We start from the raw sequence: 22,385 nt of genomic DNA, 5'->3' as shown, positions 1-22,385 counted from the left end.
TCATGCAATCTAGTAATAATAACTACGATAATGCTGAATCAACTATTAGCAACAGTACGAATAATAACTCTAAAGATGATTCAGATGTTAGCACTGCTGGAAAAAGTGTTGCGATAGTGCTAAGCGAAAATGACAAAAGAGATAAAAAACCTCGTAAAACCTGTTGGCTACGTCGTCGCATAAATACAATACCACTGAGTACGCGCTTAGTTGCATGTACTCTCGCTATTTTAACTGTAGCTGCTTTTTGCATATCACTATCGATCCAGCAGCTCGTAGGAAATTATTTGCTAGAAAAAACTGATGCACAATTAGCCGGTCAAGCGCAATTTGTTTATGACAATGTTGATTCATTGCGCATGAAAAACTCAAATCAATCTTCAGTAGGTCCGAATAATTACTTTATGCAAGTTAGGGATACGCATAATAAGATTATTTCTACTCCGTTAATACCAAAAATTAAAGGATCGATTGTTTCGGTTCCTAAACTTCCTGCAGACGGTTTTGATAGTAAAAAAATTGTTACTCACAAACCTTACACAGCACCTGCAATCGTCAGGGGAAATACCAATAAAGTCGATGCAATCACTAAAAAAGCTGCAAAATCACCATGGAGAGTTTTAGTATTAACGTGGGGTCAAAAGAATAACTATAACTCAGAGTTAAGCGTTAGCGGTTACGTCTATATTGCTTTATCTCTTAGCGATCAAATTGACACCGTTAGCACACTTACTCGTTACTGCATAATGGTAAGTATTGCAGTTATTTTGTTTGGAGCAGTATTTGCAGCAATTATTATTCAATCAGCTTTAAGACCGTTAAAACGAATTGAAAAAACAGCTTCAAAAATTGCTTCTGGAGATTTAAGCAAACGAGTTCCATCTGCTCCTGAAAATACTGAGGTTGGATCTTTAGCAGCTTCTCTTAACTCTATGCTCGCTCGTATTGAAAGAGGATTTAATGAGCAAGAAGATATGACAGAAAAAATGAAGCGATTCGTTTCAGATGCGAGTCATGAATTACGTACTCCATTGGCTGCAATTCATGGATACGCTGAATTGTATACAATGTGGCGCAACATGCCAGGAGAGCAGGAGAGAGCAGATGACTCTATTGCTCACATTAAAGCTTCTAGCGAAAGAATGACTGAGCTAGTAGAAGATTTACTTTCTTTGGCGCGTTTTGATGAAGGTCGTGGAATTAATATTTCACAGCAAGTTAGCTTGTCTCCAATACTTTCTGACGCAGCTAATGATTTACATGCACTTGATCCTGCTAGATCCGTTCAGCAAGGCTATTTGACTATCTCGGATGAGTGGAAGCTTATGAATTGCACAAATTGCAATTTTGAGCGTAAGCTCCAATTCCATGCTGGAAAACTTCCAAGTGTTATGTTACTTGGCGATGGAGCTAGATTACGACAAGTAATGACAAATATCGTAGGAAATATTCATAGATACACCCCTGTTGATTCTCCTGTAGAAATTGCAGTAGGAGTTATGAAGGCATCTATAACTCCAAATGAATTATCTAAATTACCTTCTGTAAAAGAATCACTGAAGGAGTTTTTGGAAGCAGCGGAAGTTAGCCAATCTACTGATACTGGTCATAAGTATGCTGTAATTCGAGTTGTTGACCATGGTCCTGGAGTTCCAGAAGAATCTTTATCTAGAATTTTCGAGCGTTTCTATATTGCTGACCCATCAAGAGCTAGAGAAAAAGGTGGAACTGGCTTGGGTATGGCAATTGCGCAATCTGTAGTAAAAGCACATCATGGTTTTATTTGCGCAACTATATCTTCTCCATCAGAAGCATCGACCGATTCTAAAACTAATCTTGATGACACTATGGATGGGTCTGAGCCGATAGATGTTAAACCTCATGGCTTAACTCTTACTGTAGTGCTGCCAGTTAATGAAATTGAAGATCCTTCTAAACTTGTTAGCAATTAAAATATTGGCATGAGTAACACTTGCGTAGGTTAAAAAAATTTTATTGCCCGCGTGTATGCGCTACAATGTAATAAGGAAACAAGTAATAATAATATTTGGTACACTATCTATAGACCTATCGCATATGCTGATGCTTTATGCCTTGTGCACTTCAGCGTGCGAAATGAGAATTATTTGGAGTGAGGTGTGTTATGCCCAATGGGCGCGTGCGTTGGTACGATACGCAGAAGGGGTACGGCTTTATTGTTGGAGATGATGGTAAGGATGTTTTCCTGCCAGCAGCAGCATTGCCAGTTACTGTAAAAACTTTACACAAGGGTACACGAGTTGAGTTTTCTGTAATTGAAGGTCGCAAAGGACCACAGGCGATGGGTTTGAATGTTATTGCAACAGCACCGTCGCTTGTCAAGGCTACTCGTCCTAAAGCCGAAGATATGGCGGCTATTGTAGAAGATCTTATTAAACTTCTTGATTCTGCTGGTAATGGTTTGCGTCGACGTCATTATCCATCAACTGCTGAAAGCAAAAAACTTGCTACATTGTTGCGTGCAGTGGCAGATAATTTTGACGTTCAGGAATAGTGTCTGGAATATTATTTATGACTGATGAAGTGATGGATCCACAAGAACTAGCTAGAAGTATAGCTGTGGAAACTTCAGAACGTACTGGTGCAGTAGGTGATTTTGTATCTTCTACAGAGCTTGGTGACGGAGTTACAGACTTTCGTTTCGTAAGCAATTTAGTTGGATATGAAGGCTGGCAGTGGTCAGTTACGTTGTATCATGATGAGGAAACGCAACGTTGGACTGTGAATGAATCAACGCTTGTTCCTACTGAAGATTCTTTGCTTCCACCACCATGGATTCCATGGAAAGACCGATTGAAACCAAGTGATCTTTCTGTAATGGATTCTATTGGCACATCTGAAGACGATTCTCGACTAGAAGATGGCTTCCGTCAAGTAAATAATATTGATGATAGTAATTCTGAAAAGAATATAGAATCAGCAAATTCAGATGATAATTCTGAGTCTAAAACTGAAGATGACGCTAAAGCTAATACTGAGGCTGAAGATAATACTGAAGCTAATACTAGCGAAGAAGATGCAGACACAAACGCAAACGCAAAAAAAGATATTAATCAAAATCAAGAATCTTGCGATGCAAATAATGATTTTGACGAAGATCTTGAAGAAGCTGTTTCAACGCTAAGACTGTCTCGCAGACGAGTAATGACTGCGGAAGCAATTTCGCAAACAGCTAAACGCTGGTACGCAGGTCAACATGGTCCAAAGTCGTTATCTACAAAAATTGCCGATGGCAAAGCATGTTCATCATGCGGATTCCTCATTCCTCTAGCTGGAAGTTTAGGCTCTATGTTTGGTGTATGCGCAAACATGTGGAGCCCAGACGATGGGCGAGTTGTCTCGCTTGATCATGCTTGTGGTGAGCATTCTGACATTGAACCACCTGAGCCATCGCAGCTTTGGATTCAATCTGAGCCTGCATACGACGATTATCATATTGACATTTTGCAACAAGCTCCACGAGATGAGCGAGCAGACGTTGAGCTTATTGAGGAAGCAATTGAAGACAGTAAGATGCATCGTCGTAAGCGCAGAAAATTAGATTCAAAATTGCGCAACAAAAAAGAAGCCTCAACAGACAAAGATGAACAAAATAATTTATCTGAACCTGATTTAATTGACAATTCAACTATTGACGAAAAATTATATGAAAATAATGATGACAAAAATCGTGAAATTGAAGTTAAAAATCAAACTGAAAAAATTGAAGAGACTGTAGCTAATGAATCTGAAAAATCTGAAAAATCCCAAAACGATGCAGATTATCCTGATTCTTCAGAAGTAAACTTGCCAGACGAAAATTCTGTTACAGAAGAAATACCGTTAACAGAAAAAGTTGAAGAGCCACAAGAATCTGAAGACACTTCAAAAACTACAGCATCCGCATCAATGCGATTATATAAAAGAAAATCTCGCAGACAACATAAGTAATTATGCAAGAAACGAAAATATGAACATTTAGATTCATCATTCATGATTATTGTGATGCTATGGAATGCTGTACGAATGAGTAAATATATACGACGCTTCGCGTCATGGCGACTCGTTACCATGGAATGAAAGAAAAGAACGGAAGGCAGTTATGTTTGAACGGTTCACTGATCGCGCACGACGCGTGATTGTGCTAGCTCAGGAAGAGGCTCGCTCACTTCAGCACAATTATATTGGTACTGAGCATATTTTGCTCGGGCTTATTCGCGAAGGTGAGGGCATTGCCGCGAAAGCGTTAAGCTCAAAAGGCGTAGACCTAGAAGGCACTCGCAAACAGGTTGAAGAGATGATCGGCAAAGGCACTGTTTCGCCTGCTGGTCATATTCCTTTTACGCCTCACGCTAAACAAGTGCTTGAACTGAGTTTGCGCGAAGCTCTTCAGCTTGGTCACAGTTATATTGGTACTGAGCATATTTTGCTAGGGCTTATACGCGAAGGCGAAGGTGTGGGCACGCAAGTACTTATAAAGATGGAAGTTGATCTTGGAGACTTGCGAAGCACTACTGTTGATTTAATTCGTGGAGATAATGCTCCTAACGGTAGCGAGAAGGGCGAGTTAGCTAATGCTGGAAGTGTACAAGATAAGCGAAATCAATCCGGCTCTGCTCTTCTTGATCAATTTGGACGCAATTTAACATTTGAAGCTCAAGAAGGAAAGCTTGATCCTGTTATAGGTCGTTCTGAAGAAATTGAACGCGTTATGGTTGTACTTAGCCGACGCACGAAGAATAATCCTGTGCTTATTGGCGAGCCTGGAGTTGGTAAGACTGCAGTTGTAGAAGGTCTCGCACAGAAAATCGTTGAAGGCGATGTACCTGAAACGTTAAAAAATAAGCAAGTTTATTCACTAGACTTAGGTTCAATGATTGCAGGATCTCGCTATCGTGGCGATTTCGAAGAGCGCTTGAAGAAAGTGCTTAAAGAAATTAAAACACGCGGCGATATTGTGCTTTTTATTGATGAAATTCACACTATTGTTGGAGCAGGTTCTGCTGATGGAGCTCTTGGCGCATCCGATATGCTTAAACCAATGCTTGCGCGTGGAGAGCTACAGACAATTGGTGCTACTACTACTGACGAGTATCGCAAGTATATTGAAAAAGATGCTGCTTTGGAGCGTCGTTTCCAGCCGATTCAAGTTCCAGAACCTACAATTGCTGAAACTATTGAGATTCTTAAGGGATTGCGTTCTCGCTACGAAAATCACCATCATGTAACTATTACCGATGGAGCTTTACAGTCTTCTGCTGAGCTTTCTGATCGTTACATTCAAGATCGTCACCTTCCAGATAAGGCTATTGATCTTATTGATGAAGCTGGTGCGCGCTTGCGTATTAAGCGATTGACTCAGCCACCTGAGCTCAAAGAATTAAACCATAAGATTGCTAAGATTTCCGAAAAGAAAGATGAAGCAATCAAGCAGCAAGATTTTGAAGAAGCTGCAAATCTTCGCGACGATCAAGAAAAGCTTGAGAATGAAGCTGCAGAGAAGGAAAAGGCTTGGCGCGAAGGCGAGTCTAACGTCAAGATGGTTGTTGACGAAGACATGATCGCTTCCGTTGTTTCAAGCACTACAGGCATTCCTGTAGTAAAGCTTACTCAAGCGGAATCGCAGAAGCTTCTTCAAATGGAATCTGAACTTCACAAGCGTATTGTTGGTCAAGATGAAGCTGTGTCTGCTTTAGCTCGCTCGATTCGTCGTGCTCGAGTTGGTTTGAAGGATCCTAAACGTCCTTCTGGCTCGTTTATTTTTGCTGGTCCTACTGGAGTTGGTAAAACTGAGCTTGCCAAGGCACTCGCAAACTTCTTGTTTGATGACGATAATGCCTTAATTAGAGTTGACATGTCAGAGTTTGCAGAAAAGTACGCTGCGTCTAGGCTTTTCGGTGCTCCTCCTGGATATGTTGGATATGAAGAAGGTGGCGAGCTTACTGAAAAAGTTCGCAGAAAGCCATTCTCCGTGGTGCTTTTCGACGAGATTGAAAAAGCTCATCCAGATATTTTCAACACGCTTTTGCAAGTACTCGATGACGGTCACTTAACAGATGGTCAGGGTAGAAAAGTGGACTTTAAGAATACGATCATTATTCTTACCACAAATCTTGGTACTCGCGATATTGCGAAGGCTGCAAACACTGGCTTTACACTTGGAAATAACGCTGATTCCACGTATCAGCGCATGAAAGATCAGGTTAATTCTGAGCTTAAGCGTCATTTCCGTCCAGAGTTCTTAAACCGTTTGGACGACACTATTGTGTTCCGTCAGCTTACAGAGCCAGAAGTTCGTAAAATTGTTGACATGGACGTGAAGTTGCTTAACGACAGGCTGTTTGACCGTCACATGTCTCTAGAAATTACGGATGCCGCTAAGAATTTGCTTGCACAGAAAGGCTTCGATCCTTTGCTTGGTGCGCGCCCGTTGCGTCGCGTAATTCAGAGAGATATTGAGGATACTATTTCTGAAAAGATTTTGCTTGGTGAACTTTCTGACGGCGAACACATTAAGGTGGATGCTGAAGGCGAAGGATTGCTGGGGGAGTTCACAATTAAAGGCGAAAAGTTTGAGACAATAGACACAACTGCTGCTGTTGCTACTGAAGAGAACAAATCTGAAGAAAATAAATCTGAAGAAAATAAATCTGAAGAAAATAAATCTGAAGATAGCGAAAAAGAAGATAGCGCAGCTAAAGAAGATATTACTGCTAAAGAAGATAGCAATAAGAATAAGTAATCTACGCAATAACTAACTGAATACACTAAAAGCCCGGCGCATAAATCTCGTCGGGCTTTTCTACTTATTTAACTTAAATTCATTCTTGAGTCATGCGAATATAGGATTTGAAGAGAATTTCCAAACGCTCGTCATTATTGGAGCAAGGCTTTGTAGCACCAAAAGCAACGTCTACTATTCTATCTAGCTCGTCATGAGCTTTGCGCAAATCTTGAGGCATGTAGGTCGGATCAAAAAAGTTCATTGGCACCAAGTCATGATTTTGACCATATAAAACGTTACATTGGACTTTTAGAAAGATATGTCACATATTGTCGAATTTCCATTATTTGTTGTTGATAATATTTTCAATGTTTCTGCCTGCATAAAAGATACGAACAACCATTACGCTACATTTATCTTCATCTACGAGGTAAAAAGCTGTGTAGTTATCTATGTGAACCCTGCGTATTCCCATAGAATGCCACGGCTCCCACTCTACAAGCGTATATCGCATAGGCATAGTCTCAAGAGAACGTATAGCATGCTTAATGCGGTTGACTTGTTTTTCAGCTGTTTTAGGAACTTGTAAATTAAAGCGAATGTATTCGTATAGCCCAGTGAGATCAAGGAACGCTTGTGGAGAATAAATGACGCTATAGGTTGTGCTCATACGCCGTATTCCTTAGCGAAGAATTGGTCTACTTCATCTGCACTATAAGATTTGCCAGTCGAAAGTGAGTTGATGCCTTTTTGCAATTCCTTATCCAACTCATCTCTTGTTAAGCTGCCTAAAGCAAGCGGTTTTTCTTGCGTATTAGTCGGCAGACGAAGTTCAAATGGCATGCCTTTTTGTAAAACGATTTGACTATAAAGCATTTGGATTGCTGAAGATGGTGTTATTCCAAGCTGGTTCAATATGCTTTCAGCGTTTTCTTTAAGATTTGTATCGATTCTTGCATATACAGCATTCGTATTTGTCATTGTGTTTGCGTCCTTTCTTCACTCATTTTACAAAATAGTTGCAAGCATACGCAAGCAATTGAAAGCAAAAGTTTAATCACTATTCAGATTATAGCTTTCCGTTGTTGGTTTAGGTGTTTTGCGTACTTTAGGCGGTTTTGCGTACTTAGCGAAGGCTATCCTAAAAAGTTTAGCGCGCTGCGGCTTTAAGCTGGTTGATTCAGAAAGTAGTACGTAGCAATCGTCAAACACTGTTACTTTCTCAGATAGTTGACTGAGAATTTAACGGTGTTTAGATCTTGGCTTATGCCCCCAATAATATTCACCAGATTGGCTTTACACACTTTTTGGCCTATAAACCCAATGCTTAAATTGCAGAGACGCTTATCAAAAAAGAACTCCCAGATTTGAGCACTGTTAGTAGGCTTAGGGGGCTGCTGTCATCAGGGAGTTTATCACTATTTCTAGATATTAGCTATTACTATTCAACTACTCAAAATAAAAGAGGGAGCCGAAACTATGTCAGCTCCCACAGGTGTGTGTCCGCAAACGCACACCGCAATTACATTTTCATTGTACCTTATAGTCTTTAAAAAGCTAATTAATCCATCAATAACACTTCCTATAGTGAAGTGAGCTTGTCGTACATATAAGCGTATACAAATTTTGACATTTTTACAAATTTTATGACTATGTTGTTGCAGCCATAATTTTTAAATATAATAAAAATATATTTATCTGATTATTTTTCTCATACCGAGTAGGGATATGTGATATTTATATGTAATTTATAGGGGGAAGAATAAGAATTATAAGCAGATTATATCGATACAAGATAACTGTATGTAAAATATAATTTAAGAAGAGAGTCATTGCGGCAGTAATTTGATTACTAAGTTTAAGGGGAAAAGAGCTTGATTATATAATATATCAACAAAATTATTTGCCTCGTTTGACTAAAAATTGAAGACTTATTGAAACGGTGGTTGATTTTAAGGAAATGAGTAAATGAGTAAATCAATTCTTGATTATGCTTTTGAGCAAAATGTTGATGAACAAACATTGTATGAGAAATATCCTAAGGTTTTCTCTGCTTTATTGTTAGATCATACAACAAAACGCAATATTTGCTGGGCAACTAACGATTATAAAAATTATGGTCATATTCATCAAGCGCATTCCGAAATAACCATTGCTTCAATTACTGGTAAATATGCAGGGTTGATTGCACCTAGAACATCAAAATCTCGCGAATTGCAAACATCCCGAACTAAAAATAAGGCTGAGGTATTTACCCCATCTTGGATTTGCAATGAACAAAATAATATTGTTGATGAAGCATGGTTTGGTAGATCTAATGTTTTTAATCGTACTAATGACAAAAGTTGGACTTCTACCACAGAAAAAATTGAGTTTTCAGATAATCGCTCAAAAAATTGGATGGCGTATGTAGATGAACGTCGAATGGAAATAACATGCGGAGAGGCTCCTTATTTAGTTAGCAGATATGATGCAACAACTGGCGAAATAATTCCACTTAAGCAACGTATCGGACTTTTGGATCGCAAGCTTAGAGTAGTTAAAGAGAACACTAGTGATGAAATAGATTGGCTCAAGTGGTCTAAACGTGCATTTGAATCTATATATGGTTTTGAATATCAAGGAGATAGCCTGCTTCTAGCAAGAGAAAACCTTCTTGCAACATATGTTGATTATATGCGTGATTCACTTAATAGAAAACCTACAGAATCAGAGCTTTTAAGCATAGCAACTATTATTTCTTGGAACATCTGGCAAATGGATGGACTTACAGGATATCCGCCTTATTGTAGTGAGATACATGCAAATACTCAGCCAACTTTATTTGATTTTGAAGAAACTGAAAAAAATATAGACTCTCAAACTTCAACATCCTGCCAAATAAAAGATTGGCGCACTAATAAAACCAACACATTTAATGACTTACTTTTACAGGAGAAAAACAATGAAGCAAGTAGACAATCTTGAATTGCTAGATAATATTATTTTTGGAAGAGTTACACCTCACATTTATGCTTTCCAAACAGGCACAATTCCCAACTATCTAAAAGTTGGAGATACCTATCGTCCTGTCAGCATTCGATTAAAGGAATGGGAGCACAAGTTCCCAGATTTGAAGAAAGAATATGAACATACAGCAACAGTGACTGACGATGTCTATTTTCGTGACCACGCTGTTCATCATTACTTAGAAGTATCTCTTGGCAAAGAACGATTAAAACCACAAGATTTACCAAAAAAGGATCTATACTATAGCCGTGAATTTTTTAAAGATGCTACTCCTTCTGACATTGATGAAGCCATAAACGATATTTGTGAAAAATATAGTGAACATAGTGATAAATATGCCTACTATGATTCCAATGAGCGCTTGGCTGTTACAGTACACTATGAACGAGGTGCAAAGTGGACACTACGCCCGAATCAACAAGAAGCGGTTGATAATTTTATAAAAGCAGTGAACTTGGGGCGTACAAATCTTTTAATGTATGCTGTTATGCGATTTGGCAAATCATTCACATCACTTGCATGCGCCAAAGCCATAAATGCAAAGACTGTGCTTATTGTTTCTGCTAAAGCAGACGTTCGTGAAGAATGGAAGAAGAACGTAGAACAACCCGGCAATTTTGAAGGCTACAACTTTTTAACTTCAAAAGAATTATTAGAGAACGATAACGCAATTTCAGATATTCATGCCAAAGATGAAACGGCAGTTATTTTCCTAACATTACAAGACTTGCAAGGTACTGAGATTAAGGCAAAGCATGCACAAGTCTTTGAAAATAAAATTGACTTATTAATTGTTGATGAAACACATTTTGGTGCCCGTGCTCAAAGTTATGGCGAGATTTTGCGCAATGTGCAAACAGACGAGAAAAAAGACCTAAAAGACAATATTAAGTTTCTTGATAAGCAGGAAGATGACCAAATAGATCTGGAAGATGCCAATAAGCAAATCAAGGAATTAAAGGCTAAAGTGCGGTTGCACCTCTCCGGAACACCTTATCGCATATTAATGGGTTCAGAATTTGAGCCAGAAGATATTATTTCTTTTGTTCAATTTACAGATATCGCTCATGAACAGGAAGCTTGGGATGCTGAAAACTTAGATAAGGATGATGTTGAGGAATGGGACAACCCTTATTTTGGTTTTCCCCAAATGATTCGTTTTGCTTTTCACCCAAGTAAGCGGGCTATAGAAAAAATGAATGAGCTGAAAAAGCATGGTGTAAGTCTTGCTTTATCTGCTCTCTTTAAGCCGCAATCCATTAGAAAAGACACAAAAACAAATGCGCATCAAAAATTTGTACATGAAGATGAAGTTTTTGACCTTCTAAAAATTATCGATGGTACTTCTAGTGACTCAAAACTTTTAGGATTTTTAGACTACGATAAAATTAAGCAAGGTCAAATGTGCAGGCATATTGTAATGGTTTTGCCATATTGTGCTTCTTGCGATGCAATGGAAAAGCTAATTTCAGATCATGCTTTAGAATTTAAGAATCTCGGCGAGTATGAGATTTTAAATATTTCAGGCGTAGAATCACAACACTACTTCCACGCGCCAACAGATATTAAAAATCGTATTGCAAAACTTGAATCAGAAGGTAAAAAGACGCTCACTTTAACAGTAAATAGAATGCTTACTGGCTCAACTGTTGAGCAATGGGACACTATGATTTATCTAAAAGATACAGCGAGTCCGCAAGAATACGATCAAGCAATATTTCGCTTACAAAACCAATATGTTCGTGAATTAAGTGACGGCACAAAAGTTATAAAAGAGTGCCTAAAACCGCAAACTCTGCTGGTAGATTTTGACCCACATCGTCTTTTTACTATGCAGGAGCAAAAATCTTTAATTTACAATGCCAACACTGAAAAGAATGGTAATTCATTGCTTGACAAGCGTATTGCTGACGAGCTTCTTATATCGCCAGTTATTACAATGAATCATAATCGCTTAGAACAGGTGCAAGCTACTGATATCTTAAAAGAGGTTAGCCACTACAACAATTCTCGTTCAATTACCGACGAGGTAATGGATTTACCGATAGATCTCTCAATCCTAAATAACGAGCATATGCGGGATGTAATTGAAGCACAAAATCCATTTGGATCTAAGGCAGGCTTAACTCTGGAAGCCCATGCAAGTGAAACAGATGGGCAGGATTTTGATGTCAATGATGACGCAGATGACGCGCTGGATGATTATAATGATGACGCAGAGCCACAGAGACAGTCACCTCTCACAGCTATAACAGATGATAAAGAAATCAAAGACTTAGAAAACAAGATACGCACGTATTATCAGCGCATCCTCTTCTTCTCGTTCCTTTGCCCAGAATCAGTAAGGTCACTGGACGACATTTTAGAAACATTGCATCACGGTAAAAATAATAGAATTGCTCAAAATCTAGGTATCAATACGTATGATATCGAGGTTTTGCGAAATTCACTCAATGCTTTTAAGCTCAGTGCATTAGATTATAAAATCCAAAATATATCTACACTTGCCACTGACGAAAACTTAAAGCCCCTTGAGCGTGCTGTAACTTCACTTGCCAAATTTAGCCGTATGTCTGCTTCTGAAATCATAACTCCCATAAAAGTGGCAGATGAAATGGTGGAGATGCTCTCCGAAGACCAATTGCGCAACATCATTAAATCAGGTAAAAAATTACTTGATATTGCATCAAAAGCAGGCGAATATACAGTAGCACTCGCAAAACGTTTACAGGCATTAGGCTTTACGCTTGAAGAAATAAGAAACAGCATCTACGCTATTCCTACTTCAAGCGTTGCATATGAGTTCACAAGACGTTTCTACGAAATACTTGGACTAAATACTGCTTGTATTGCTAAGAACTTTACAAGCTACGACCTTCTCGATATTAAAACAAATAACGAGGAGGTGGACTATAATCGAATAATTGAACTTCTCAGTCAGAAGAAAGATTTTGATGAGATTACATTACAAGATAACATTCAAGGGGGTGAAAAAGTGGAATTTGGAGCAATCGTAGGAAATCCGCCGTATCAGGAAAATTCAAAAGATACTAGCGATAAACCTATTTACCCAATGTTTATGGATTTGTCTCATTACTTGTCCTATTTAGTTTGTCTTATTACTCCAGCAAGATTTTTATTTAACGCTGGAAAGACAGATAAATCCTGGAATCTTAAGATGCTTAATGATAAGCATCTTAAGGTTAGCAAGTATATTGCTAAATCAACAGATACATTTCCAGATGTGGATATTAAAGGTGGGTTAGCTATAACAGAGCGAAACAAGACAGCATCGTTTGGTGCAATTGATACATTTAGCGCGTTCCCTGAATTGAATATTATTCTTCACAAAGTAAAGAAATCAAAAGACTTTGTTGGGTTGGATAAGAGCGTTGTACTTCAGAATAAATTTAATTTAAAAAAGCTTTATCAAGATCATCCAGAATTTAAAAATATTATAGGAAGTAATGGCAAAGAAAAGCGTTTAACAACGCCAATCTTTTCACAGCTGTCCGTTTTTACTGATAGTCAGCAAACGGAAAATGATGTACAAATTTTAGGTTTGATAAAAAACAAGAGAGAATATAAATGGATTAATCGTAATTATTTAGAAGAACACAAAAATCTTGATTACTATAAAGTTATCGTACCTGCGTCAAATGGAACAGGCGCGATTGGTGAAATATTAAGTACACCTCTAATTGGTGAACCCCTAATTGGTGTCACGCAATCATTTATTACCATTGGTACTTTTGATTGCTATGAAGAAGCTAATGCAGCGTATAAATATATCAAAAGCAGGTTTGCTCGTACTATGCTTGGTACGCTAAAGATTACACAACATAACCATACGGAAACTTGGTCTAATGTTCCAATACAGGATTTCACTAGCTCGTCCGACATAGACTGGTCAAAATCCATTGATGATATCGATCGGCAACTTTACCGCAAGTATGGTCTTAATGATGAAGAGATTGCCTTTATTGAAGAAAAAGTACAGCGTATGGAATAGTACGAGGTATGCCATGGAAAATAAAAGCAAACTAATCCATTTACTTGATGCTTGCGCAGATCGTCTTCTATACACTTATCGCACAGCACACAAGAAAAAGGACTATTAAACACTAGGGCTGCAGATGATTACAGATGTAAATATTTACCAACATGTTCCATTTAATAGAGATTCTGAAATGTCGAAATTGGACAAAATACAGCCAATATGTTTTATATTTGGATCTAATGGATCAGGGAAGACTACAATTAGTCAGTTTATTAAAGATAAAACCGATGAGAATTCCGATGATACAACATGGGATGAGCGTTCTAATACCAAGGTATACGTTTATAATCGCAATTTTGTTAGAAAAAATTTTTTGAGTGGTACAACAATACCTGGTGTTTTTACTATTGGTCAGGAAGAAGTTGCTGCTAAACAAGAAATAGAACGATTGTCGAATGAAATTAAGAAAGAATCTGTAAAATTAGAAAACTGCAAAAACAATTTAAAAGATGCAGAGGAAGAAAAGCAAAGTATTGAAAAACGAATTGCTGACAAATACTGGGAAGTAAAAACCTCGCTTCCACAAGATTTAGACAAACAGTGGGCGAATGTAAAAGGTAAGCAAGATTTTAAAAAACTTATTGATGAGAATATTGAAACAAAATTATATTTGAATAATTATTTATAGCATGTTGAATATAATCGTTAGAGAAGTTATAAATTATTAGAATTCATATTAAATAAAAACTAAAAGAAAGGAGAAGAAATGAGTCATATTTATTCAGAGAATATAAAAATTAATGATGAATTACATATTTACTATATAAGTTTTGATTTACTTGATAGTGGCTATTGCCAGTCAAAAGATAAATTTTATGATGAGTTATTTAACGATATACCTGCTTTTGCCTTTGGAACAGACGTAATGAATATGAAAAAAGATACAATAGGATTGGTTCCAACTGTAAGAGAGGCTTTGAAGAAAATATATTCTATTAAAGAAATCCAAGAAGCTAGTAGAGAATATTTAGATTCTAAATCTACAGAAGATAAATATATCAAAAGAGGTGAATTTGGCGAATTACTACTATATCATATCTTACATGAGTATTTTGGTGCAGATTCATTAATTTCTAAAATATATTTTAAAGACAGTATTAACGGTGTCGCACATGGTTTTGATGCAGTACATGTAGACACTGATAAAAAAATTATATGGTTGGGAGAATCTAAGCTATATAGAAATCCAACTACAGCAATTGATGAACTCGTAAAAGATGTAATGAGTCATTGTAATGTTAATTTTCTAGAAGATGAATTCCAAATTATAACAAATAGAATATGTGACTCTAAAACTGCATGCGATGATTATATTTTAAAACTGTTGGATTATCGTACGAAAAATCTTGAAAAATTAGCAAATATTAACATTTGTCTGTTTGCTGCATTTGAAAGTAACAGCTTAGTTCACTTCAATGAAGTTAATTTCAAAGAAACATTAAAAGAAGAAGTTAACAAATTATATGATAGAATGGATAAATCGTTGAGTAAGCACAAATGGAAGGAACATCTTAATGTTTATTTGTTAGCATTTCCTTTGGATAATAAGAGAGAATTCGTATCTTCTCTTCATCAAAAATTAAAAGGAGGCCAACAAATATGAGTAATAATGATGTTGAATTTAATGTTAATTTTTTAAAAGATTTTGAATATAATTGGGAGTGTGCTAAATATTGTACCTCGGTTATAGATACGTCTAAAGCAAGAACTTTTCTGATAAATATATTAGAAAATTGGGAACAAGTCAATGACGACATCAAACCTATTTGGCTGGATTTGATTGAAAGAGCTGGGTTTTATCCTTACTACATTGATAAAATCAAAAGTGTTAAAAGTTATAATCAATCTTTACAATCTAGCATTCGTAGTGCTTTTTTCAAATCAGATTTTTTAAATGGCGTATATTTTCATGAAAAGCAAAAAGAAATTGAAATAGCAGTTAGTTTAAAGAAAAATATTGCAGTTAGTGCTCCAACAAGTTTTGGCAAAAGTCTTCTTATTGAAGAATTTGTTGCTAGAAAACAATATAAAAATATTTTAATAATTCAACCTACACTTGCTCTAATTGACGAAACAAGAAAAAACATGAGCAAATACCGAGACTATTACAACATTGTTATAAGCACAAATCAAAAAGCGGCAGAAAATAATATATTTATATTAACTGCGGAAAGAGTCCTTGACTATACAAGTTTACCAAAAATTGATTTTTTTGTTGTTGATGAATTCTATAAAGTTAGCAGTTTGAGAAATGACGATAGAATAGATGCTCTAAATATTTCTATAATGAAGATTATGGAACACAAGCCTCAAGCTTTGTTTTTGACTCCTTGCGTAAATTCGCTTTCAGACAAATTTATTGAAAAATATAATGTTGAATTTTTTAAAACGGATTATTCATTAGTTAATACCAATATAAAGGAAGTTCGTAAAAATAATAGACCTTTGAAAGGTAATCAAAAAAAGCGTGAACTATTTAAATTACTTGAAAAATTAAAAAAACCAAGTATAGTGTATGTAAAATCACCAAATGAAGCCTATAAATTAGCTAATGAATACATAGCTTATTTAAAACCTACTAATTTTTGTAATAGTAGATTGCCAATATTTGAATGGATTGATGAAAATATATCTACTGAATGGAATCTTAAAAAACTTATGGAGAATGGAATAGGAGCTCACAATGGAGCTTTGCCTAGACATATAGTTTCTTCCGAAATTGAAATGTTTAATAAGGGAATCCTTTCAATTATGTTTGCAACCGCGTCATTAATAGAAGGTGTGAACACTATTGCAAAAAATATTTTAATATATAGCCAAAATAAAGGAAATAGTCGTATTGATTTTTTTGACTTTTCTAATATTAAAGGTAGAGCAGGTAGAATGGGAAAGTACTACACTGGAGATGTTTATTTATTTAATGAAGAATTGCAGCATGAAGAATTTTCAATTGATGTTCCTTTTGTTGATCAATATAACATATCAGATGAGATATTATTCAGTATACCTGACGAATACGTTGAAAATAAAAATAGAAAAAAGCTATTGACTTCAAACATGCCAGTAGATCTACAGAAAATAATTAGAAAAAATATAATTTCTGTTGAGGGACAGAAGAATTTATATAATTATATTAAAGCAAATGTTGATAATTTGTCTTATTTAAAGTGGACTGGAATTCCGTCGTACAATGATTTATGGAAGACTCTTTATTTAGCATACAAATATTTAGATAATAAGGATAATGAAAAATTTGCGCAATCCAAAGCTATAATGTCATTAAACATTGTCAACAAATCGTTAAAAGAAATAATTCTTAAAAGAGAGAATTTTTTAAAGACAAAAAAATCAATTAAAGATCCTCATGAAAAAGCTATAGAAGATGTTCTGAAGTTTGTTAGAAATGATGCTAACTATAAAATTCCAAAATTGCTTTCAGTAGTAGAGTCTATTCAAAAATATACTTTTGAGAATAATTGCAATAATGAATATGGTGACTATAGTGCATTCAATGCTCTTTTAGAGAATGAAAATATAGGTGAAAAATTCAGATTTTTGATAGACTTTGGAGTTCCATCATCTGCTATTAAAAAAATAGAAAATCACTTTAACCAATGCAATGAAATAAATGACGACACAGAAGTAATATCATTTCTGAAACAAAATATTAAAGTTTTAAGAAGAATATTACTGGATTATGAATATTATCTTTTGGAAAGAGCTTTAGGCATTTAATATAGTTTACATGCCAAAGATTTTTCAATTTATTCGTTTGATTCAGGTGAACGTTTTGAGCCTGATTTCATACTCTTTATTCGTGAGAAAGAGTATGAGGATGTTAAAAACATATCAAGCATATGTTGAGCCTAAAGGTAGTCAACTTTTATTTGAAGATGAGTGGAAAGAAAAATTCTTAGGGCAGATTGAGAACAACTACAAGATTAACGATATTTTAGGAAGAGGATACAAGATTATAGGTCTTCCATTCTTTAATCAAGAAAACAGAATGTCTGAATTCGACAAAGTACTAAACGATTTAGTATCAAAATTATAGTGAAAGGTCTGCGTGTATATTATGTCTCCAGAATTAATCATTTCTTCTACTTCAGTAATAGTTGCTTTAATTGCTATTTTCTTCGCTTGGAAATCAGCACGCGAAGCTCACATAGCTAATGATAAATCAGAAGAAGCAAACAAAATAGCACGACAAGCCCTAGATTTACAAAGACGTTTAGCTCCAGCACCTTGGAGTGAAATTATCCGAAGTAGCCCAACAAAAAATCTAATAAAAAATACGTCTGGGCATAATTCAATAATTACATCAATTGAGGCAATTCCTGAAAGCGCATCCTGGTTACTTAAAATTGACAGAAGTATGCCAATATGTGTAAATAATGGAGATTCTTTTCAATTATCGATTACACGAGTTGCGTGGGGTAATTTAGAATCTATCAAAATACAATGGCATTATGAGGACGACCCTGACTCTACACATGAGATTACTAGAAACGTGAATTGAGATAAAATTTCTAAAAACCCTCATATTTAACAGAAACAAGTGTGTGTTAGAATTTCTATAATCCTGCGCTATCGCTTGATATCTCATAGGAAGTGGTCAAATTGGTGAAATATTAATATATAGCAGCGCGCAGCTCATTTTATCTACTTAATATATGCAATACGTATTTTGCAATCTTTATTTATATAACCTTCAATCTTTCCAAGAGCAACTACAAAGGTTTCAAATTTAGACAAGAAATGTAACTATCAATCAATCTCTTATTTTTTAGAGGTAACTTTTATGTTGTTTGATTTTATTTTTTCATTGAATTTTAATTTTTAAGTTAAAAATTAGTGTGTTTATTTTTTATTAAGTTTTTATAATTAAACTGAGTATTTTTACAAAACTACTCAGCACGTATCAAAACTGTTTCCTTAGCGCAACAATTTTGATACACTTGCGTTATGTCTATTTTTGTGAATGATACTCTTCTTACGCGTGAGGAAGCTGCAGCCAAGCTAGCAGTTAGCACTCAAAGAGTTAGCGCATTATGCTCTAATCGTTTACTAACAACATACGCATTTGGAAGTAGGAAGATTTTAATTTCACTTGATTCCGTAAATCGTTATAAACAACAAAGCTCTAAAAGCGGTAGGGCATATGCTCCGTCATTAGCTTTTGCTGCATTATTTATGCTTAGCGATTGTGAAGTTTCGTGGATAAATAGACAGCAGAAGTATCGTATAGAAGCATATTTGCGCTCAATTACTCCACAAGAGCTAGTTAATCGTTCCAGAAATCGCGCAAAAACAATGAAGTATTGGTGTAGAAAATCGCGTTTGGTAGAACTTTCAAAGCACTTAATACTTTCAGCTGCAACCGGAAATATGCACACACAATTCCAACTTACGCAAACTGACGAAATAGAAGGATACGTAAGCAGCAACAATTTAGGGGATTTAATAAATAAGTTTCATCTTAAAAAGAGCGAAGATGGCGCAGATAGTTCAATAATTAATGTTAGACTCCGCGTTATCGAAGATTCTGAGGTTTTCGATTTTATTTGCCAAAATGTGTCTTCACACATTACTGAAGGCACACAAGAATCATCAGCAATATCCTTTATGCCAATCGCAGTGTGCGCTGCAGATTTGGCCGAATCTCTTGACGTTCGCGAGCGCCAAGCAGGATTAACTAAGCTCTCAGAACTACTTAATGAATACAATCTCGCAAAATAAAATCTTATATGACAACAAAGTTGTGTAATAAAGCGATAGTTGATACTATCGCAAGAAGGAGTCTTCCTGCGTTGAAAGTCGGCTTCATGCCGTCGGTTGATTTACTCACCTTAGATGTTGTGCAGGCTCCTTTACTTTTGGCTATAACATATGAATCATTAAAGACTATAAAACAGTTGGAATATACGAAAGCTAGTCATACCCTCAAACCAACTCATTACGAGATTAAAGGGTAAGAGGAGCCCTAGCTTTTACTTCGATTCTATCATATGAGTCTTTCCCTGCATATGCGGGATAGAACCTACACGTGCGGCAAGTGTGGTTGTAGTAGTCTCGTGGCGGACATGATAGCCGCCGCACACGCGGCAGTTAAAACGCATCGCGGCGCATCATACCGCGCGCGCTAATCTTTTTAAAGAGGGTAGGCAAATAAAAAACTTGCCTACCCCTTACTTTTTACTATTGCTTGCTTGACTCAGTTTTAGCTGCTTTATCAACAGTCTCTTTTAACTCTTGCCATGATGTTGGCAGCTCTACGGGGCGATGTGGGCGGCGTGCTGCCCAATTGCGGATCGTATCATAATCCCACGCGGGCTTTGTGGTTAGTACGCCAACCGAGTGTGTTGGTAGTGGTATTAGACCACGTGACTCACTCGCGGTTTGAACGTCTAAGGCGGCGCGCCTAGAGCGCACTAAATACTGGCGCATAGACTCGTAGCTAACACCAAGAAGCCGCGCAATGTCATGTAGTGATACGAGTACTGTTTGTCCGTTCTCGTCTAACATGGTAAGCTCCTTTTATTTTTCTTTGCTACTGCCTGTTAAGCCAGCGGATAAGCCAGCGATGCCAGCTGCTAGAGTGAACCCGATGCCAGCGAATGGCACTTGTAAAATAACGTTTGTTACCGCGGTAATAGCGCAGATAGCTGAAATAATGCCTAATACTCTTGCTCTACTCATAATCGTGTGGAAAGATTGAGGCTAGGGGTTCTAGCCAGTATCGTTGGTTGGAACCCCCGTTTTTTGACCTATAACCCCAACATAACACCATGACTCTTCTTGCTCACCGCCTAGCAGTGCCATCAGCCACACGGCAGCGGATAAGCTCCGTCGCGTCAGACGCACTATCAGGCAAAACGATAGGACTACGAGAACGGTTAGCAGCATACGCGCGGATCGTCTCATAATTCCACAATGGCGCTTCTTGCACAATGCCAGCTAGCGCGTCGGGTAGCGGAAAATCCGCGATTGTGAGCGTGCCTGCTTTCTGCTTTTTCCTACTAATCACCAAATACTGGCGAATCGTAGGACGACCAACAGAAAGCAAACGAGCCACATCAAGAGCAGTCAGATACACTTTACCCATTTTCTACCCTTTCTTACTACGCCCCGCTATATAGCCAAAAATGCCAGCATTCAAACTCATAAGCATCGCAAGCAAAGGAAGATGCAATGCAAGCAAAACGCTACATACTGCACACAGTAAACTAACAACACCATAAGGGTTTCTATTAAAAAATTTCATTTCTACATTTTCGATGATATACTAAAGGAAAGCACAGAGCGCAGATGCTAGCTACGCTCCATGCAATCCGCTACTTGCCTTTCTTTATGGCATATAGCGCGGCTATTGAAGTAATTATGACGCCAACAATTGCGAATATTTTATAAGTGACGTAATAATTGTGAGTATATCCATCTTTCAGCTCCTTTCTTTTTTAGCCGTCTTAATAATATTAACACAAAGCGCTAATATTATTAAGTGTAAACACAAAATATCATGAATGCATCACCGCCTCAACGCCACATGCCTCGTACCTACACTCTCACAAAGAACTACATACACTCTCACTTTGAAAGAGCTTGAAATGCACTATGCAATTCCAAGCTCACTTACAACCAGCTTGAGAGCACCAGCGACACGCCAAAATAGGCGAGGGCTTGCATTTGAGAATATTTCGGGTATAGTAGTTACTCGTGCTTCGGCGCTGACATTGTTCAGTAAAGTTGCATTGCGGACATAGCTTAGTTGGTAAAGCGCAACCTTGCCAAGGTTGAGACCGCGGGTTCGAGTCCCGTTGTCCGCTCTAGGTCCGATGAGTTATTCGACCTTACGGTGGGTTAGCCAAGCGGTTAGGCAGCGGCCTGCAAAGCCGTATAGATGAGTTCGACTCTCGTACCCACCTCGATTAAGCGGGTTAGCTTAATACACAACCGGGCGGTTGGCGCAGTGGTAGCGCACTTCCCTGACACGGAAGGGGTCACAAGTTCGAACCTTGTATCGCCCACTCGAAAGGATTGCCTTTCACGCATAATTAAAAAATTTTGGGTGATTGGCGCAGCGGCTAGCGCACTTCCTTCACACGGAAGGGGTCATAGGTTCGATTCCTATATCACCCACAATATGTTCGCAGTGTAGAAGCACTGCGTTTTTTGTTATCTGGCTATTTTTTATTTCCTAACTTACATATGAAAATTTTTCGCAGCCAAACACACATGCAACCACAAATAGAAGCAATATCTCATAGCAGTCAGTCAATCAATCAACCAACCAACCGACCAGCCAAGCAAGCAACCAATCATTTCTTCACAGAAACACACATGATAATGTTCATTTTGAGTTCATTTAATATCGTGCTATACTCATCCGAGTACAAGTGAAAATTGCAGGGGTACTGGAAACAGTTGAGAAACACCCTTTGAACCTGTTTTGTTAAGACATGCGTAGGGAGCAATTACAATAAGTGATTTCTTTCTGTCACGATTTTCGTGACATCTTGCGTTGCCACAAAGTAGTAGCAATTACACGAGTATCAACTAAACAATTAAAAAAAG

At 37.1% G+C, this 22,385-nt stretch carries 18 protein-coding genes, 4 tRNA genes and 1 riboswitch; of the genes, 16 read left to right on the top strand and 6 right to left on the bottom strand.

Translation table 11 applies throughout. The features are described 5' to 3' along the window. The first annotated feature begins 2 nt into the window (after window positions 1-2). From HXT26_RS02810 to HXT26_RS02795, 4 genes are all read left to right on the top strand, one after another. Window positions 3-1,952: a sensor histidine kinase gene (locus tag HXT26_RS02810; RefSeq protein ID WP_410295857.1), complete on the top strand. Its 1,950-nt coding sequence runs from the start codon at window positions 3-5 to the stop codon at window positions 1,950-1,952. 191 nt (window positions 1,953-2,143) lie between these two features. Continuing rightward, window positions 2,144-2,533 carry a cold-shock protein gene (locus HXT26_RS02805; RefSeq protein WP_004106732.1) on the top strand — a complete coding sequence of 130 codons (390 nt, stop codon included), beginning with the start codon at window positions 2,144-2,146 and terminating at the stop codon, window positions 2,531-2,533. A 17-nt stretch (window positions 2,534-2,550) separates the two neighbouring features. Then, window positions 2,551-3,969, top strand: coding sequence for a DUF3027 domain-containing protein (locus HXT26_RS02800; RefSeq protein WP_004106731.1), 1,419 nt, complete (start codon window positions 2,551-2,553; stop codon window positions 3,967-3,969). Window positions 3,970-4,120: 151 nt separating this feature from the next. After that, window positions 4,121-6,760 carry an ATP-dependent Clp protease ATP-binding subunit gene (locus HXT26_RS02795; RefSeq protein ID WP_422112081.1) on the top strand — a complete coding sequence of 880 codons (2,640 nt, stop codon included), beginning with the start codon at window positions 4,121-4,123 and terminating at the stop codon, window positions 6,758-6,760. Window positions 6,761-6,839: 79 nt separating this feature from the next. Here the strand turns inward: HXT26_RS02795 and HXT26_RS02790 are convergent, their stop codons facing one another. The 3 genes from HXT26_RS02790 to HXT26_RS02780 all read right to left on the bottom strand — a co-directional run bounded on the left by HXT26_RS02790 (window position 6,840) and on the right by HXT26_RS02780 (window position 7,723). Then, window positions 6,840-7,004, bottom strand: coding sequence for a type IIL restriction-modification enzyme MmeI (locus HXT26_RS02790; RefSeq protein WP_223293642.1), 165 nt, complete (start codon window positions 7,002-7,004; stop codon window positions 6,840-6,842). An 81-nt stretch (window positions 7,005-7,085) separates the two neighbouring features. Then, entirely contained in the window at window positions 7,086-7,412 is a 327-nt protein-coding gene (locus tag HXT26_RS02785) for a type II toxin-antitoxin system RelE/ParE family toxin (RefSeq protein ID WP_004119526.1), read from the bottom strand. After that, the gene (locus tag HXT26_RS02780) at window positions 7,409-7,723 is read right to left on the bottom strand and encodes a type II toxin-antitoxin system RelB/DinJ family antitoxin (RefSeq protein ID WP_004119530.1); all 315 of its coding nucleotides are present in this window, start codon (window positions 7,721-7,723) and stop codon (window positions 7,409-7,411) included. Before HXT26_RS02780 ends, HXT26_RS02785 begins: the two co-directional genes overlap by 4 nt. Window positions 7,724-8,710: 987 nt before the next feature. Between HXT26_RS02780 and HXT26_RS02775 the strand changes: the two genes are divergently transcribed. From HXT26_RS02775 to HXT26_RS02740, 8 genes are all read left to right on the top strand, one after another. Next, on the top strand, window positions 8,711-9,709 hold the full coding sequence (locus HXT26_RS02775; RefSeq protein ID WP_004119533.1) for a hypothetical protein: 999 nt from the start codon (window positions 8,711-8,713) through the stop codon (window positions 9,707-9,709). Next, a complete protein-coding gene (locus tag HXT26_RS02770; RefSeq protein ID WP_004119535.1) occupies window positions 9,687-13,763 on the top strand; it encodes a DEAD/DEAH box helicase family protein in 4,077 nt (1,358 codons plus the stop codon). The genes HXT26_RS02775 and HXT26_RS02770 overlap by 23 nt, the downstream gene beginning before the upstream one ends. 124 nt (window positions 13,764-13,887) lie before the next feature. Further along, complete coding sequence (locus tag HXT26_RS02765; protein ID WP_421788876.1) at window positions 13,888-14,439, top strand: AAA family ATPase; 552 nt, start codon at window positions 13,888-13,890, stop codon at window positions 14,437-14,439. Between the two features lie 78 nt (window positions 14,440-14,517). Next, window positions 14,518-15,414 carry a HamA C-terminal domain-containing protein gene (locus tag HXT26_RS02760; RefSeq protein ID WP_004119543.1) on the top strand — a complete coding sequence of 299 codons (897 nt, stop codon included), beginning with the start codon at window positions 14,518-14,520 and terminating at the stop codon, window positions 15,412-15,414. Further along, window positions 15,411-17,546: a DEAD/DEAH box helicase gene (locus HXT26_RS02755; RefSeq protein WP_004119546.1), complete on the top strand. Its 2,136-nt coding sequence runs from the start codon at window positions 15,411-15,413 to the stop codon at window positions 17,544-17,546. The genes HXT26_RS02760 and HXT26_RS02755 overlap by 4 nt, the downstream gene beginning before the upstream one ends. A 10-nt stretch (window positions 17,547-17,556) precedes the next feature. Continuing rightward, window positions 17,557-17,865 (top strand): hypothetical protein, encoded by a 309-nt coding sequence (locus HXT26_RS02750; RefSeq protein WP_422112080.1) that lies wholly within the window; start codon window positions 17,557-17,559, stop codon window positions 17,863-17,865. A 21-nt stretch (window positions 17,866-17,886) separates the two neighbouring features. Beyond that, window positions 17,887-18,330, top strand: coding sequence for a hypothetical protein (locus HXT26_RS02745; protein ID WP_004119548.1), 444 nt, complete (start codon window positions 17,887-17,889; stop codon window positions 18,328-18,330). Window positions 18,331-18,776: 446 nt separating this feature from the next. Continuing rightward, window positions 18,777-19,550: a helix-turn-helix domain-containing protein gene (locus HXT26_RS02740; protein WP_004119551.1), complete on the top strand. Its 774-nt coding sequence runs from the start codon at window positions 18,777-18,779 to the stop codon at window positions 19,548-19,550. A gap of 798 nt (window positions 19,551-20,348) precedes the next feature. On the opposite strand, the gene HXT26_RS02735 is transcribed toward HXT26_RS02740, so the two are convergent. The 3 genes from HXT26_RS02735 to HXT26_RS02725 all read right to left on the bottom strand — a co-directional run bounded on the left by HXT26_RS02735 (window position 20,349) and on the right by HXT26_RS02725 (window position 21,075). Continuing rightward, a complete protein-coding gene (locus tag HXT26_RS02735; RefSeq protein ID WP_004106675.1) occupies window positions 20,349-20,510 on the bottom strand; it encodes a hypothetical protein in 162 nt (53 codons plus the stop codon). A 103-nt stretch (window positions 20,511-20,613) separates the two neighbouring features. Beyond that, on the bottom strand, window positions 20,614-20,916 hold the full coding sequence (locus HXT26_RS02730; protein ID WP_422112079.1) for a hypothetical protein: 303 nt from the start codon (window positions 20,914-20,916) through the stop codon (window positions 20,614-20,616). A gap of 3 nt (window positions 20,917-20,919) precedes the next feature. Then, window positions 20,920-21,075 (bottom strand): hypothetical protein, encoded by a 156-nt coding sequence (locus tag HXT26_RS02725; protein WP_421788877.1) that lies wholly within the window; start codon window positions 21,073-21,075, stop codon window positions 20,920-20,922. Between the two features lie 489 nt (window positions 21,076-21,564). Here HXT26_RS02725 and HXT26_RS02720 point away from each other — a divergent pair. The 4 genes from HXT26_RS02720 to HXT26_RS02705 all read left to right on the top strand — a co-directional run bounded on the left by HXT26_RS02720 (window position 21,565) and on the right by HXT26_RS02705 (window position 21,950). After that, window positions 21,565-21,637 (top strand) — tRNA-Gly (locus HXT26_RS02720). A 28-nt stretch (window positions 21,638-21,665) separates the two neighbouring features. Further along, window positions 21,666-21,736 (top strand) — tRNA-Cys (locus tag HXT26_RS02715). Between the two features lie 30 nt (window positions 21,737-21,766). Next, a tRNA-Val gene (locus tag HXT26_RS02710) sits at window positions 21,767-21,838 on the top strand. Between the two features lie 39 nt (window positions 21,839-21,877). Further along, a tRNA-Val gene (locus HXT26_RS02705) sits at window positions 21,878-21,950 on the top strand. A gap of 258 nt (window positions 21,951-22,208) precedes the next feature. Continuing rightward, window positions 22,209-22,298: riboswitch (TPP riboswitch) on the top strand. Window positions 22,299-22,385 lie beyond the last annotated feature (87 nt).

This window comes from Gardnerella sp. DNF00497B, from assembly GCF_049262725.1.
In the GTDB taxonomy this organism is placed as follows: domain Bacteria; phylum Actinomycetota; class Actinomycetes; order Actinomycetales; family Bifidobacteriaceae; genus Bifidobacterium; species Bifidobacterium leopoldii.
The sequence above is the reverse complement of the archived record's forward strand: the minus strand, read 5'-3'. Positions and strand labels throughout refer to the sequence as shown.